16 protein-coding genes are annotated in these 15230 nt (G+C 68.4%); 13 read left to right on the top strand and 3 right to left on the bottom strand.

Translation table 11 applies throughout. The annotated features are described in order from the left end of the window. Positions 1–765, top strand: coding sequence for an enoyl-CoA hydratase (locus WG922_RS00375; RefSeq protein ID WP_340279819.1), 765 nt, complete (start codon positions 1–3; stop codon positions 763–765). 55 nt (positions 766–820) lie between these two features. Beyond that, positions 821–1207, top strand: coding sequence for a VOC family protein (locus WG922_RS00370; RefSeq protein ID WP_340279817.1), 387 nt, complete (start codon positions 821–823; stop codon positions 1205–1207). Between the two features lie 91 nt (positions 1208–1298). Here WG922_RS00370 and WG922_RS00365 read toward each other — a convergent pair whose 3' ends face one another. Continuing rightward, complete coding sequence (locus tag WG922_RS00365) at positions 1299–1769, bottom strand: helix-turn-helix domain-containing protein (RefSeq protein ID WP_340279816.1); 471 nt, start codon at positions 1767–1769, stop codon at positions 1299–1301. A 137-nt stretch (positions 1770–1906) separates the two neighbouring features. On the opposite strand from WG922_RS00365, the gene WG922_RS00360 reads away from it, so the two are divergent. The 5 genes from WG922_RS00360 to gudD all read left to right on the top strand — a co-directional run bounded on the left by WG922_RS00360 (position 1907) and on the right by gudD (position 6648). Further along, positions 1907–2356 carry a DUF3237 domain-containing protein gene (locus tag WG922_RS00360; protein WP_340280465.1) on the top strand — a complete coding sequence of 150 codons (450 nt, stop codon included), beginning with the start codon at positions 1907–1909 and terminating at the stop codon, positions 2354–2356. A gap of 33 nt (positions 2357–2389) precedes the next feature. Further along, positions 2390–3130 carry a FadR/GntR family transcriptional regulator gene (locus WG922_RS00355; RefSeq protein WP_340279815.1) on the top strand — a complete coding sequence of 247 codons (741 nt, stop codon included), beginning with the start codon at positions 2390–2392 and terminating at the stop codon, positions 3128–3130. Between the two features lie 281 nt (positions 3131–3411). Continuing rightward, positions 3412–4323, top strand: coding sequence for a 5-dehydro-4-deoxyglucarate dehydratase (gene kdgD, locus WG922_RS00350; protein ID WP_340279814.1), 912 nt, complete (start codon positions 3412–3414; stop codon positions 4321–4323). A 41-nt stretch (positions 4324–4364) separates the two neighbouring features. Further along, the gene (locus WG922_RS00345) at positions 4365–5321 is read left to right on the top strand and encodes a Bug family tripartite tricarboxylate transporter substrate binding protein (RefSeq protein WP_340279813.1); all 957 of its coding nucleotides are present in this window, start codon (positions 4365–4367) and stop codon (positions 5319–5321) included. Position 5322: 1 nt separating this feature from the next. Then, positions 5323–6648 (top strand): glucarate dehydratase, encoded by a 1326-nt coding sequence (gudD, locus tag WG922_RS00340; protein WP_340279811.1) that lies wholly within the window; start codon positions 5323–5325, stop codon positions 6646–6648. 34 nt (positions 6649–6682) lie between these two features. Here the strand turns inward: gudD and WG922_RS00335 are convergent, their stop codons facing one another. Together WG922_RS00335 and WG922_RS00330 are read right to left on the bottom strand one after the other, a co-directional pair. Further along, positions 6683–7765, bottom strand: coding sequence for an AI-2E family transporter (locus WG922_RS00335; RefSeq protein WP_340279809.1), 1083 nt, complete (start codon positions 7763–7765; stop codon positions 6683–6685). A gap of 48 nt (positions 7766–7813) precedes the next feature. Then, positions 7814–8281 (bottom strand): acyl-CoA thioesterase, encoded by a 468-nt coding sequence (locus WG922_RS00330; RefSeq protein ID WP_340279807.1) that lies wholly within the window; start codon positions 8279–8281, stop codon positions 7814–7816. Between the two features lie 43 nt (positions 8282–8324). Here WG922_RS00330 and WG922_RS00325 point away from each other — a divergent pair, with 43 nt between their 5' ends. The 6 genes from WG922_RS00325 (at position 8325) to WG922_RS00300 (ending at position 15225) form a co-directional block, all read left to right on the top strand. Further along, positions 8325–10196, top strand: a complete 1872-nt coding sequence (locus WG922_RS00325; RefSeq protein ID WP_340279806.1) for an ABCB family ABC transporter ATP-binding protein/permease — start codon at positions 8325–8327, stop codon at positions 10194–10196. Positions 10197–10247: 51 nt separating this feature from the next. Continuing rightward, complete coding sequence (locus WG922_RS00320) at positions 10248–11180, top strand: LysR substrate-binding domain-containing protein (protein ID WP_340279805.1); 933 nt, start codon at positions 10248–10250, stop codon at positions 11178–11180. Between the two features lie 44 nt (positions 11181–11224). Then, entirely contained in the window at positions 11225–12637 is a 1413-nt protein-coding gene (locus tag WG922_RS00315) for an aspartate ammonia-lyase (protein ID WP_340279804.1), read from the top strand. A gap of 206 nt (positions 12638–12843) precedes the next feature. Continuing rightward, complete coding sequence (locus WG922_RS00310) at positions 12844–13743, top strand: transporter substrate-binding domain-containing protein (RefSeq protein ID WP_340279803.1); 900 nt, start codon at positions 12844–12846, stop codon at positions 13741–13743. 91 nt (positions 13744–13834) lie between these two features. Next, positions 13835–14554 carry an amino acid ABC transporter permease gene (locus tag WG922_RS00305; RefSeq protein WP_340279802.1) on the top strand — a complete coding sequence of 240 codons (720 nt, stop codon included), beginning with the start codon at positions 13835–13837 and terminating at the stop codon, positions 14552–14554. A 2-nt stretch (positions 14555–14556) separates the two neighbouring features. Further along, positions 14557–15225 (top strand): amino acid ABC transporter permease, encoded by a 669-nt coding sequence (locus WG922_RS00300; RefSeq protein WP_340279800.1) that lies wholly within the window; start codon positions 14557–14559, stop codon positions 15223–15225. Positions 15226–15230 lie beyond the last annotated feature (5 nt).

Below are 15230 nucleotides of genomic sequence, written 5' to 3'. Positions count from 1 at the left end.
ATGAGCGATGTCCTCGTCCACACCGAAGCCGGCGTGTGCACCATCACGCTGAACCGGCTCGCGCGCAAGAACTCCATCACCTCCGCGATGTACCAGGCGCTGGCCGACGGCATCGCGTCTGCCGAGGCCGATACCGGTGTGCGGGCGGTGGTGATCCAGGGCCACGAGACCGTGTTCTCGGCCGGCAACGACATCGCCGATTTCCTGGACAAGCCGCCTTCGGGCGAAGACGCTCCGGTATTCCGCTTCCTGCACGGCATCGCCGGCTTCTCCAAGCCGCTCGTGGCCGCCGTGTGCGGCCCCGCGGTGGGCATCGGCACCACGCTGCTGTTTCACTGCGACCTGGTCTATGCCGGCGACAACGCGGCGTTCTCGATGCCCTTCGTCAACCTGGGCCTGGTGCCCGAGGCGGCGTCCAGCCTGCTGGTGCCGCAGATGCTGGGCTACCACCGTGCGGCCGAGGCGCTGCTGCTGGGCGAGCCTTTCATGGCGGAGGCGGCGCTCGAAGTGGGGCTGGTCAACCGCGTGGTGCCCCCGTCCGAAGCCAATGCGCTCGCGCAGGCGCAGGCCCGCAAGCTCGCTGCCAAGCCGCTGTCCTCGCTGGTGGAGACCAAGCGCCTGATGAAGCGGCCTCGGCAACAAGCCGTGCGCGAGCAGATGCAGGCCGAAGCGGCCATCTTCGCCCGCATGCTCACGGCGCCCGCTGCGCGTGAAGCCTTCGGTGCCTTCATGGACAAGCGCAAGCCCGATTTCTCCGGGCTGTGACGCGGGTCGCCTGCGGCGTCTTGTCATCCCAAGGAGAGCTTCGCTGAACCCTGTCGTGCATTTCGAGCTGCCCTACGAAGACCGCGAGCGCGTCATGCGCTTCTACCAGGAGGCTTTCGGCTGGAAGCTGCAGGCCCTGGGTGAGGCGATGGGCGACTATGTGCTCGCCACCACCGCCGAAGCAGACGCCATGCCCGACGCCCCCGCAGGCGCGATCAATGGCGGCCTGTTTCCGCGCAAGCCGGATTGGCCGGCGCAATATCCCTCGGTGGTCATCGGCACGCGAGACGTGAAGGACTCGATGCAGAGGGTGCGCGCCGGCGGCGGGCAGGTGCTGGGTGAACCCATGGACATCCCCGGCGTGGGCGCGTACGTGAGCTTCATGGACACGGAGGGCAACCGCCTGTCGCTGCTGCAGCCGCTGGGCGGGAATCGGGCCTAGAGCTGCTGCCGGCGCCACGCCAGGGAACCGCTGCGCGTGCTTGCGCAGGCGGCAGCGGATACGGCGGCACCCGCCCGCGTCGTGGTGCAGCTCAGGCGCGCAGGCGCGCCGGCGCTTCGCGCTGCGCCAGCCGGGCCACAGCCTCGCGCTTGCCGAGCGTGCGCACGGCGGCGATGGCCTGCAACTGCCCCGCGCGCGGGCGGGCCTTGCCGTCTTCCCACTTGTAGACCGATTGCGCGGTGACGCCGACCAGGCTGCCCATGGCCGCGGCCGACAGACCCAGTCGCCGGCGCAGGCCGGCGAAGCCCTTGGCGCTGAAGCGCAGCTGCGGCGCAGCCGGCGGCTGGACCTCGCCCGCCCGGGGGAGGCGCCGATCGACGACGGCGTTACCGCGTTCCAGCCTGGCGAGCCGGCGTTCCATCGCCCCGAGTTGCCGCCGCAGTTCCTGCACCTCGGCGCGGGATTGCCAGAGCGAGCGGCGCAGGGCCTCCTGCTGCTCGCGTGCGGCCCGGCGCGCGGCCGCTTCGATTTCGCCCTTGAGGGCGGCTGCCAGTGTGGACATGGAACTCCGGGGTGCCGCGGGGGGTGGCGGGTCGGCGCGATGGTAGCGAAAAGCCGGCACGGACCGGCGCGTATGCTTGGTCCTCCACAGGCCCCACAACAGGAGACTTTCCCGTGCAGAGCGCCACCCGCTGCGAGATGCAGCTCAAGTTCTTCGCCGACCTGTCGGTGCAGGTCGGCAAACCCCTGGAGGTCGGCCGCACACCGCGCGGCGTGCGCCGTGTCATTCCCATCACCGGTGGGGAGGTGCGCGGCGACGGGTGGACCGCGCGGGTGCTGCCTGGCGGCGCCGACTACCAGGTCATCGTGAGCGACACGCTGGCCGAGCTGCAGGCGCACTACGTGATGGAGACCGACGGCGGCGATCTCGTGTACGTGCGCAACCACGCCATCCGCCGCGCCCCGGCCGAAATCACCGCCCGTCTCGTGCGCGGCGAGGCGGTCGATCCGTCGCTGGTGTACTTCCGCTGCCAGCCCGCGCTCGAGACCGCCTCGGCGTCGCTGGGCTGGGTGAACGAGCGCCTGTTCGCCGGTGCCGGCATCCGCCTGCCGGACCGGGTGGTGATGAGCTTCTACGAGCTTGCGTGATCGCTTCGACGTCGTATCTCTCATAATTTGGGCATGCATGCCGTCCTTCCGCCCGCTCGCCGCTCCCGCTCGCTGACTGCCGACCTGGTGGAGGTGCTGGGCGACCGCATCCGGGACGGCCGCATTCCGGCTGGCGCGAAGCTGCCCCGCGAGGCGGATCTGATGGCCGAATTCGACGTCAGCCGCACGGTGGTGCGCGAGGCCATGTCGCGACTGCAAGCTGCGGGCATGGTCGAGACGCGGCATGGCGTGGGCACCTTCGCCGTCGGGCTGGGCGATAGCGCGAGCTTTCGCATCGCCCCGCAGCAGGCGGGCACGCTGCGCGACGTGATCGCGGTGCTGGAGCTGCGCATCGCAGTGGAAACGGAGGGCGCCGGCCTCGCCGCACTGCGACGCAGCGACGAGCACCTGCAGGCCATGGCCGCGGCGCTGGGTGCCTTCGAAGCGGCCGTCCAGGCGGGCCGAGACGCCGTGGGGCCCGACTTCCAGTTCCACCTGGAGATCGCCCGCGCAACCGGCAACCCGCATTTCGAACGCCTGATGACCACCCTCGGCGGCACCATGATTCCGCGCGCGCGGCTCGGGCCGGACACGGCTGCGGCGTCGCCGCACGGGCCGGGCGCGGGGCAGGGCGACTACCTGCTGCGTGTGCATGCCGAACACCGGGCGATCCAAGACGCCATCGTCCGCGCCGACCCCGAAGCGGCGCGGGCGGCGATGCGCATGCACCTGAGCAACAGCCGCGAGCGGCGGCGGGCCGCGCTGGCGGGCTGAGCCGGCACGCGCCGCTGGCGGGGGCACGGTGTTTTGGGTGCCAGCGAGCCCTGTGCCTCGCGTCGCTGCAGGCGCTCTGCCGGTGGTGTGGTCGCGACCGCAAGACGGGACGGCGACTGCCCGACCGGGTGACCAGTCCGTGTCGCCGTGCGCGTACGCGAATCGCGCCGCGGTGCCGTCACGCGATAGCGCATCGTCACCACGGCAAAAAAACCTTGGCTGATCCGAAAAAGCAGTTGTACGATGTCTTACCTCATGACTCGCTGCACCTCGAATACCCCATGACGCCCACCGAACTGAAGACCGCCCTGTCCACCGGGCTGCTCTCCTTCCCGCTGACCGACTTCGACGCCGAGCTGCGCTTCGACGCCGCCGGCTATGCGGCCCGCCTCGAATGGCTGATGCCCTATGGCGCCACGGTGCTGTTCGCCGCCGGCGGCACCGGCGAGTTCTTCTCGCTGGAGCCGGGCGAGTTTGCCGATGTGGTGCGCACGGCCGTCGAGACCTGCCGCGGGCGCGTGCCTATCGTGGCCGGCGCCGGTGGCGGAACACGTCTGGCGATCCGCTACGCACAGGAAGCCGAGCGCTGCGGCGCCCAGGGCGTGCTGCTGCTGCCGCACTACCTGACCGAAGCGAGCCAGGAAGGCCTGGTGGCGCACGTCGAAGCCGTGTGCCGCAGCGTCAGGATAGGTGTGATCGTCTACAACCGCGGCGCCTGTCGCCTCAGCGCCGACTCGCTGGAAGTGCTCGCCGAGCGCTGCCCCAACCTCATCGGCTTCAAGGACGGCCTGGGCGATATCGAGCGCATCGTCTCGATCCGCCAGCGCCTGGGCGAGCGCTTCGTGTTCATCGGCGGCATGCCCACGCACGAGGTCTATGCCAACGCCTACAAGGCACTGGGCGTGCCGACCTACTCGTCGGCCGTCTTCAACTTCATCCCCCGCACCGCCATCGAGTTCTACGACGCCTACGCCCGGGGCGACCAGGCCACCGTCGGGCGGCTGCTCGACGATTTCTTCCTGCCGTACCTGGAGCTGCGCAACCGCGGCGAGGGATATGCCGTGAGCATCGTCAAGGCCGGTGCGCGCATCGCCGGGCACTCCGCCGGCCCGGTGCGTCCGCCCTTGTCCGACCTCAAGCCGCAGGAAGTCGAGCAGCTACAGGCCCTGATCACCCGCTTGGGCAGCCAGTGACAAAAGGCGCCCTCACCATCCGCAACCCCAAGGAGACACGCATGAAGAAAGCACTCATCACCCTTGCACTGGCGGCCTGTGCCAGCGGCAGCGCACTGGCCTGGCCCGACAAGCCCGTCACCCTGGTGGTGCCGTTCCCGCCCGGAGGCTCCACCGACACGATCGCCCGCACCCTGGCGCCCAAGCTGCAGGAAAAGCTGGGCGGGACCTTCGTGGTGGAAAACCGCGCCGGCGCCACCGGCACCATCGGTGCCGCACAGGTCAAGCGCTCGGCGCCCGACGGTCACACGTTGTTCGTGTCCTCGCTCGGCCCGTTCGTGATCGCGCCGCACCTGATCAAGGGCGTGCAGTACGACGCGCTCAAGGACTTCGACCTGCTCACGGTCGCCGTGCAGGCGCCGAACGTGCTGGTGGTGCCGGCCGCGTCGCCGTTCAAGTCGGTCTCCGACGTGCTGGCCCAGTCCCGCAAGACGCCTGGGAAGGTGAGCTTCGCGTCCTCCGGCAACGGATCCTCGGACCACCTCACGGCCGAACTGTTCTGGCAGCAGACCGGCACGAGCGGCGTGCACATCCCCTACAAGGGAGGTGCGCCAGCCGTGAACGACCTGCTGGGCGGCCAGGTGGATGCCTCGTTCCAGAACATCAACGCCGTGGTCCAGCACATCGCCGCCGGCAAGTTGCGTGCGCTGGCGGTCACCTCCGACAAGCGCTCGCAGCTGCTGCCGCAGGTGCCCACGCTGGAGGAGGCCGGCGTCAAGGACGTCAACGTCTATTCCTGGCAAGCGGTCGCCGCACCCAAGGGGTTGCCGGCGGAGGTGCGCACCAAGCTGCACGCCGCGCTGGTGGCTGCGATCAACGACGAAGCGGTCAAGCCGAAGCTGCTGTCGCAGGGCTTCGAGATCGTGGCCAACACGCCGGAGCAGTTCGCGAAGTTCCAGGCCGACGAGTTCGCCCGCTGGAAGCGCGTCATCGAGACCGGAAAGATCACGGCCGACTGACATGAGCCTGCCCACCGTCAAGCACATGCGGGTGGTGCCCGTCGCGGGCCGCGACGGGATGCTGCTGAATCTCTCGGGCGCACACGCGCCCTTTTTCACCCGCAACCTCGTGATCCTCACCGACAGCGCCGGCCGCACCGGCGTCGGCGAGGTGCCGGGCGGCGAGAAGATACGCCAGACGCTGGAGGACGCCCGTCCGCTGGTGGAAGGGCGCCACCCGGGCGAGCTGCAGGCGGTGCTCGGTGCCATGCGCATCCGCTTCGCCGACCGTGACGCCGGCGGCCGCGGGCTGCAGACCTTCGATCTGCGCACCACGATCCATGCCGTCACGGCGGTGGAATCCGCGCTGCTCGACCTGCAGGGCCAGCACCTGGGCGTGCCGGTAGCGGCGCTGCTCGGCGAAGGCCAGCAGCGTGACGCGGTGCCGATGCTGGGATACCTGTTCTTCGTCGGCGACCGCAGCAAGACCGACCTGCCGTACGCGAGCGAGCCGCAGGCCGATGACGACTGGCTGCGCCTGCGCCACGAGCCGGCGCTCACGCCCGAGGCGGTGGTGCGCCTGGCCGAAGCGGCGCAGCAGCGCTATGGATTCCAGGACTTCAAGCTCAAGGGCGGCGTGCTGCGCGGCGAGGACGAGGTGGAGGCGGTGCGTGCGCTGCACGAACGTTTCCCCGACGCCCGCGTGACGCTGGACCCGAATGGCGGCTGGCTCCTGGAGGACGCCGTGCGCCTGATGCGCGACATGCATGGCGTGCTGGCATACGCGGAAGACCCGTGCGGCGCCGAGGAGGGCTTCTCGGGCCGCGAGGTGATGGCGGAATTCCGCCGCGCCACGGGGCTGCCGACGGCCACCAACATGGTGGCGACCGACTGGCGCCAGCTGGCCCACGCGCTGTCGCTGCAGGCGGTGGACATCCCCCTGGCCGATCCGCACTTCTGGACCATGGCGGGCTCGGTGCGGGTGGCGCAGACCTGCCGCGACTGGGGCCTGACCTGGGGCTCGCACTCCAACAACCACTTCGATGTCTCGCTGGCGATGTTCACCCACGTCGGCGCGGCGGCGCCGGGCCGGGTGACCGCGATCGACACGCACTGGATCTGGCAGGACGGCCAGCGCCTCACGCGCGAGCCGCTGAAGATCGAGGGCGGCAGCGTACGCGTGCCCGACCGGCCGGGACTGGGGATCGAGCTGGACATGGACGAGGTGGAGAAGGCGCACGCGCTCTACCGCCAGCACGGCCTGGGCGCACGCGACGACGCGGTGGCCATGCAGTACCTCGTGCCGGGCTGGCGCTTCGACCCCAAGCGCCCCTGCCTGGTGCGCTGAAGCGAGCGGGCAGGCGCCGGCAGGAGAAACCTGATTACTCCTCCACCGCCTGCTGCCGCCGCAAGGTGGTGAGCAGGTTCCATGCGACCAGGAACATGGCGGCGACCACCGGCCCCATCACGAAGCCGTTGATGCCGAACATCGACAGGCCGCCCAGGGTGGACACCAGCACCAGGTAGTCGGGCATGCGGGTGTCCTTACCCACCAGGATGGGGCGCAGGAAGTTGTCCACCAGCCCGATCACCAGCGTGCCCCACAGGGTCAGCACGACGGCCTGCCAGAGCTGGCCCGAGCTCACCATCCAGATGGCCACCGGCACCCACACCAGCGCCGCACCGACCGCGGGAATCAGCGAGGCCAGGGCCATGACACCGCCCCAGAGCAGCGGCCCGGGCAGCCCCAGCATCCAGAAGGCCAGCCCGCCGAGGGTGCCCTGCACCAGCGCGATGGCAATGTTGCCCTTGACGGTGGCGCGCACCACCGTCGCGAACTGCGTGAGCAGCCGGTCCGATTGACGCTCCTTGAGCGGGATGGCCAGCGCGATGCGCCGGCTCAGGGTGCGCCCGTCGCGCAGCAGGAAGAACAGCACATAGAGCATTACGAACAGCCCGAGCACGAAGTCGAGCGTGTAGGTTCCGATGCCCAGCAGCCGGGTGGCGATCGCCTGCCCGCTGCTGGCCAGCAGGGTGGCGAGCTGGTCCAGCAGGCCCTGCAGGTTGTCCAGCCCGAAGCGCTCGAGGATGTTGCGCGCCCATTCGGGAACCGCGTCGAAGACGCCGCGCACCATGAGCCCGAGGTTGATCTGCCCCGACCGGACTTTCTGCACCAGCACCGACACCTCCTGCACGATGGAGACGGTGACCATGATCAGCGGCAGGATCACGATGATCAGGATCAGCAGCAGGCTCAGGAGGGCGCCGGTGTTGGGCCGGTAGCCCACCTGGGCCAGCACCCTGCGGTGCAGCGGCTGGAACACGATGGCGATGAAGATCGCCCAGAGCACCGCGCCGATGAAGGGCCAGATGACGACGGTGAACGCTGCCGAGATGCCGGCCACCAGCCACAGCAGGCTGCGATGTTCGAGCAGGGGCGGGCGCAGCGGATCGTTCGGGTGCATGGCGGGGTTCGTGTCGGCGCGGGGTCGAGGGGGGCGGGAAGCGCAGGCTCAGCGTGCGGGGTGCGCGCCCGGCAGGCCGTCGCCGGCTTCGCGTGGAACGGGGCGGGGCGCTCCCTGGTCGTCGATGGCCACATAGGTGAGCGAGGCCTCCGTCACCTTGATGTAGCTGCCCTGGCTGCCGAAGCGCTCGGCGAACACCTCGACCTGTACGGTCATGGAGGTGCGACCGACCCGCGTGAGCCCGGCATAGAAGGACAGGATGTCGCCCACCCGCACCGGGTGCTTGAAGATGAACTGGTTCACCGCCACGGTGGCCATGCGCCCCTTGGCGATGCGAGCCGGCACCACCGAGCCGGCGAGATCGACCTGCGCCATCACCCAGCCTCCGAAGATGTCGCCGTTGGCGTTGGTGTCGGCCGGCATGGGGATCACCTTGAGCACCAGCTCCTTGTCGGTCGGCAGGTCGGCCGCAGGCGCGGCTGCACGCCCCCCCGTGGCGCCTGGTTTCATGGACATGGGCACAATCTCCTGTCGTTCACTGAGCCTTGGATTCTCCCTGATGCGCCGCGCCGGCGAACTCGCTTCTTCCGCCCCCCTGTCTCCTTCGGGATCGCAGCCGGCCGCCGCTGGCCGCAGCGACTGGGCCACGCTCGCCCGGCTGCTTCCCTACCTCTGGCAATACCGCTGGCGCGTGGCTGCGGCACTGGCTTTCATGATCGCGGCCAAGATGGCCAACGTCAGTGTGCCGCTGGTGCTCAAGGAGCTCATCGATTCCATGACGCCCGGCGGCGGTCGGCTCGCCGAGGCCGCCGCCTCGGCCGACGCGGGGGCGCTGGCCGCCGTCGTGCTGGCGGTTCCGGCCGGGCTGCTGCTGGGATACGGGCTGCTGCGGCTGTCGACATCGCTCTTCACCGAGCTGCGCGAACTGGTGTTCGCCAAGGCTACGCACGGTGCGGCGCGCAGCATCGCGCTGCAGACCTTCCAGCACCTGCATTCGCTCAGCCTGCGCTTCCACCTGGAGCGCCAGACCGGCGGCATGACGCGCGACATCGAACGTGGCGTGCGCGGCATCGAATCGCTGATCTCGTATTCGCTCTACAGCGTGCTCCCCACGCTGGTCGAAGTGGCGATGGTGCTGGGCATCCTGGCGGTGAAGTTCGACATGGGTTTCGTCTGGATCACCGCGGCGGCGCTGGCCGTGTACATCGTGTTCACCGTGAGCGTGACCGAGTGGCGCACGAAGTTCCGCCGCGAAGCCAACGAGTTCGACTCGGCCGCGCACACCAAGGCTGTCGATTCCCTGCTGAACTACGAGACCGTCAAGTACTTCAACAACGAAGGCTTCGAGGCGCACCGCTACGAAGAGAGCCTGGAGCGGCTGCGCAAGTCGCGGCTGAAGTCGCAGAGCACGCTCTCGATGCTCAACACGGGGCAGCAGCTGATCATCGCGACGGCGCTGGTGGCCATGCTGTGGCGCGCCACGCAGGGAGTCGTCGATGGCCGCCTCACGCTGGGCGACCTGGTCATGATCAATGCGTTCATGATTCAGCTGTACATCCCGCTGAACTTCCTGGGCGTGCTGTACCGCGAGATCAAGCAGAGTCTCACCGACCTGGACAAGATGTTCACGCTCATGGAGCGCGAGCGTGAGGTGGCGGACGCACCGGGCGCGCAGCCGCTGCGCGGGCTGGAGCACCCGGCCGTACGGTTCGAGCACGTGACCTTCGGCTACGAGCCGGCCCGGGTGATCCTGCACGACCTGAGTTTCGAGATCCCGGCGGGCAAGACCGTCGCGGTGGTCGGCCCCTCCGGTTCGGGCAAGTCCACGCTGGCGCGGCTGCTGTACCGGTTCTACGACGTGCAGCACGGGCGCATCACCATCGCCGGCCAGGATATCCGCCAGGTGACCCAGGCCAGCGTGCGCCGGGCCATCGGCATCGTGCCGCAGGACACCGTTCTGTTCAACGACACGGTCGAATACAACATCGCCTACGGACGCCCCGGTGCCAGTCGCGCCGAGGTCGAGGAAGCCGCCCGCGCCGCGCGCATCCACGACTTCATCGCCTCGACGCCGCGCGGCTACCAGACGATGGTCGGCGAGCGCGGCCTCAAGCTTTCGGGCGGCGAAAAGCAGCGCGTGGCCATCGCGCGCACGCTGCTGAAGGACCCGCCGATCGTGATCTTCGACGAGGCCACCTCGGCCCTCGATTCGGCCAACGAGCGCGCGATCCAGGCCGAGCTGCGCAGCGCGGCCCAGAACAAGACCGCGCTGGTCATCGCGCACCGGCTGTCCACCGTGGTCGATGCGCACGAGATCCTGGTGCTCGAGGCCGGCCACATCGTCGAGCGCGGCACCCACCCGCAGCTGCTCGCGCGCGGCGGACGCTACGCCGCCATGTGGGCGCTGCAGCAGCAGCACCCTGACGACTGAGCGGCTGCGCGGCAGGCGAGCCGCCGCTTAGTTGCATTCACAATCTCCGCCATGGAAACCAAGTGGCTGGAAGACTTCGTGAGCCTGGCGGAGACCCGCAGTTTCAGCCGGTCCGCCCAGCTGCGCCACGTGACGCAGCCTGCGTTCTCCCGGCGCATCCAGGCCCTGGAGGCCTGGGCCGGCACCGACCTGGTCGATCGCAGCGCCTACCCCACCCGGCTCACGCCGGCCGGCGAAATGCTGCACGCGCAGGCGCTGGAGGTGCTGCAGTCGCTGCAGGGCATGCGCGCCATGCTGCGCAGCTACTCCGCGGCGGCGCACGACGTCGTCGAGTTCGCGGCGCCGCACACCCTGGCGCTCACCTTCTTCCCCGGATGGCTCGCCGCGCTGCGCGAGCGATTCGGTCCCCTGAAGGCGCGCATGGTGGCCCTGAGCGTGCACGACTCCGTGCTGCGCCTGCTCGAAGGTGCGTGCGACCTGCTCATCGCCTACCACCACCCGGCGCAACCGTTGCAGCTCGATCCGGAACGCTTCGAGATGGTGGTACTCGGCCGGGACACGATCGCACCCTACGCCCGGGCGAACGCGCAGGGCCAGCCGCTGTTCCGTCTGCCCGGGACGGCCGACCGGCCGCTGCCCTACCTGGCATACGCGCCGGGCGGCTATCTGGGCCCGCTGGCCGAACGCGCAGTCAAGCAGGCGCCTGAGGAACTGCACCTGGATCCGGTGTACGAGACCGACACCGCCGAAGGCCTCAAGGCCATGGCGCTGGAGGGGCACGGGGTCGCGTGGCTTCCGGCCGGCGCGGTCGCCAACGAGCTGCGCAGCGGGCGGCTGGTGCCGGCGGCGGGCGAGGGCGGTGCCGCGACCCTTCAGCTCGATCTCGAAGTGCGGGCTTTCCGGCAGCGGCCCGCAGGGCGCGACGCGGTCAAGGGGGCGGCGCAGGCGCTGTGGACCTACCTGACGGAGCCCGAGCGGCGCTGAAACTGTTTACATTCGGCTGCATATCCACCGGAGAGTTCGCAGCCATGACCGACAGCTTCCGCACCGAGCAGGATTTCCTGGGCGCCAAGGAGATCCCCGCGAACGCCTACTGGGGCGTGCACACCGCCCGCGCGGTGGAGAACTTCCCGATCTCCGGAACCCCGATCGCCGCGATGCCCGAGCTGGTGCGCGCATTCGGCTTCGTGAAGAAGGCCTGCGCCCGCGCGAACGAGCAGCTGGGCGTGCTCGATGCCACGCGCGCCCACGCCATCATGTGGGGCTGCGAGCGGCTGATCGAGGGACAGCACCACGACCAGTTCGTGGTCGATGTGATCCAGGGGGGCGCCGGCACCTCCACCAACATGAACGCCAACGAGGTGATCGCCAACCTCGCCCTGGAACGGCTCGGCTTCGACAAGGGGCGCTACGACGTGCTCCACCCGAACGACCACGTGAACGCGTCGCAGAGCACCAACGATGTCTATCCGACCGCCGTGCGCCTGGCCTTGTGGGCCGGCATCGACGGGCTGCTCGCATCGATGGCGGTGCTGCGCGCGGGATTCGAGGCGAAGGCAGAGGAGTTCAAGGACATCCTGAAGATCGGCCGCACCCAGCTGCAGGACGCGGTCCCCATGACCCTGGGGCAGGAGTTCTCCACCTACGCCGTGATGATGGAAGAGGACGAGGCGCGGCTGCGCGAGGCACGCGCCCTGATCCAGGAGATCAACCTCGGGGCCACGGCGATCGGCACCGGCATCAATGCGCCGGCCGGCTATGCGGACCTCGCCTGCGCCACGCTGGCCGAGGTCAGCGGCATTCCGGTGGTCAAGTCGAAGAACCTGGTCGAGGCCACGCAGGACACCGGCGCTTTTGTGCAGCTCTCGGGTGTGCTCAAGCGGGTGGCGACCAAGCTGTCCAAGACCTGCAACGACCTGCGCCTGCTCTCCAGCGGCCCGCAGGCGGGCTTCGGAGACATTCGCCTGCCGCCGCGGCAGGCGGGCTCCTCGATCATGCCGGGCAAGGTGAACCCCGTCATTCCCGAGGTGATGAACCAGGTGGCGTTCGAGGTGATCGGCAACGACATCACCGTCACCCTGGCGTCCGAGGCGGGGCAGCTGCAGCTGAATGCCTTCGAACCCATCATGGGCTGGAGCCTGTTCAAAAGCATCCGGCATCTCTCCAGTGCCTGCCGCACGCTGCAGGCGCACTGCGTGGCCGGCATCGAGCCCAACCGCGAGCTGCTCGCCAAGCGGGTGCGCGAATCGGTGACGCTGGTCACTGCGCTGAACCCGATCATCGGCTACGAAAAGGCGGCACTGATCGCCAAGACGGCCATCGCGACAGGCGCGGCGATCGAGGACGTCGCGGAGTCGCTTGGCATTCTCACGCGCGCGCAGATCGATGCGCTGCTGGTGCCCGAGCTGCTCACGCAGCCCCTGCGCCTGCAGTCGCAGTGAGCCTTCAGCGGGCTATTCCTGCGGCGGCAGCCTCGATGGTCGCAGGCACGTTCTCTGCTATATCCTCCCGATCCACCGGCCGGCGGGGCACGCATGCGCGCATGGTCGTCCGCTCACTGCAAGCTAGCTCAGGGTATTCCCGGGCGAGCGGGTCCGTAGAATTTTTCGTTCAATCCACCCTACGCCAATCAATCAAGGAGATGCGTATGAAAAAGCACTTGCTGGCCCTCGCCGTGACGGTAGCCGCCACCGGCAGCGCCTTCGCTCAGGCCAACGACACCCTGGCCAAGATCAAGAACTCGGGCACCGTCACCATGGGGGTGCGCGACTCGTCCGGAGCGCTGTCCTATACGTTGGGCGACGGCAAGTACGCCGGCTACCACGTCGAGGTGTGCCAACGCATCATCGACAACGTCGAGAAGGCCGTCGGCCGCAAGGTCGATGTGAAGTACCAGCTGGTCACCTCGCAGAACCGCATCCCGCTGGTGCAGAACGGCACCGTCGATATCGAGTGCGGCTCCACCACCAACAACGCCACCCGCCAGAAGGACGTCGCGTTCCTGCCCACCACCTTCGTCGAGGAAGTGCGCATCGCGGCCAAGGCCAACTCGGGTATCAACTCGATCAAGGACCTGGACGGCAAGACCGTGGCAACCACCACCGGCACCACCTCGGTGCAGCACCTGCGCAAGCACGAGCGTGGCCAGGGCGTGAACTTCAAGGAGATCTACGGCAAGGACCACGCCGACAGCTTCCTGCTGCTCGAGTCGGGTCGCGCCGATGCGTTCGTGATGGACGGGGCCATCCTGGCCGGCAACATCGCCATGTCCAAGAACCCGGCCGACTTCAAGCTGGTTGGCGAGGTGCTGAGCGTCGAGCCGATCGCGATCATGGTGCGCAAGGACGACGCGGCCTTCAAGAAGATCGGTGAGGACACCATCCGCCAGATGGCCAAGGCGGGCGAGCTCGCCAAGCTGTGGGACAAGTGGTTCATGCAGCCGATCCCGCCGAAGAACACCAAGGTGGGCTATGCGGCCAGCGAGAGCACCAAAGAGGCCTGGGCCAACCCCAACGACAAGCCGATGGAAGAGTACGGCAAGAAGTAAGGCGGCCTGAGGGCCACGGCGCAAACCCCGCACCCCGCGTTCGCTGGGGCGGGGTTTGTGCCATAAGAATGCGCGCGGAGGGCACGACTACATGACCTGGGACTGGGGATTCTTCTTCAACGACGACGGCGGCGGCCGTACCTACCTCGAGTGGCTTTTCGAGGCCTGGCAGTGGACGCTGGCCGTGGCCGGCTGCTCGTGGCTGGTGGCGGTGTCCGTCGGTGCGCTGGTGGGAACGCTGCGTACCTTGCCGAACAGTCCCTTGCTGGTGCGCGCGGCGAACGTCTGGGTCGAGCTGTTTCGCAATATCCCGATTCTGGTGCAGCTGTTCATCTGGTACTTCGTCGTGCCGCGGATGTTCCCCGTCTTCCAGAACGTTTCCGGTTTCGTGCTGGTGGTGTTCGCCCTGGGCTTTTTCACCTCTGCGCGCATCGCCGAGCAGGTCCGCGCCGGCATCCAGTCGCTGCCGCGCGGCCAGCGCTACGCCGGCATGGCCATGGGCTTCACCACCGCGCAGACCTACCGGTATGTGCTGCTGCCGATGGCGGTGCGCATCATCATGCCGCCGCTCACCAGCGAGTCGATGAACCTGCTGAAGAACTCGTCGGTGGCCTTCGCGGTATCCATTCCCGAGCTGACCATGTACGCCATGCAGGTGCAGGAAGAGACCTCGCGCGGCATCGAGGTCTACATCGTGGTCACGGCGGCCTATGCGGTCTCGGCGTTCGCGGTGAACCGCGTATTCGCTTTCATCGAGCGGCGCGTGCAGGTGCCCGGCTTCATCGTCGCCGGCGCGGCGGGAGGGCACTGACCGTGGGGGACTTCGATCTCAGCTTCGTCAATTGGGACATCTTCAGCAAGTTCGTACTGAACGGGCTGATCTTCAGCGTGCAGCTCACGATCGTCGCCACGCTCGGCGGCATCTTCTTCGGAACCATCCTCGCGCTGATGCGCCTGTCTGGCCGCGCCGCACTCGTCGTGCCGGCCACCATCTACGTGAACGGCATGCGCTCGGTGCCGCTCGTGATGGTGATTCTGTGGTTCTTCCTGCTGGTGCCGCTGATCATCGGGCGGCCCGTGGGCGCCGAGTATTCGGCCTACATCACCTTCATCGCGTTCGAGGCCGCATATTTCAGCGAGATCATGCGCGCAGGCATCCAGTCCATCCCTCGCGGGCAGGTCTACGCCGGACAGGCGCTGGGCATGAGCTACGGCCAGAACATGCGCATCGTGGTGCTGCCGCAGGCCTTTCGCAACATGCTGCCGGTGCTGCTCACGCAGACCATCATCCTGTTCCAGGACACGTCCCTCGTATATGCCATCGGCGCCTACGACCTGCTCAAGGGCTTCTCCACCGCCGGGAAGATCTACGGGCGACCGGAAGAGGCCTACCTGATGGCTGCCGTCGTCTACTTCGTCATCTGCTATGGCCTGTCCTGGATGGTCAAGCGCCTGCAGATGCGCATCGCCATCATTCGTTAAGAGAC

Source organism: Ramlibacter sp. AN1015 (genome assembly GCF_037726105.1).
In the GTDB taxonomy this organism is placed as follows: Bacteria; Pseudomonadota; Gammaproteobacteria; order Burkholderiales; family Burkholderiaceae_C; genus Ramlibacter.
This window is presented reverse-complemented; position numbering and strand designations above follow the sequence as displayed.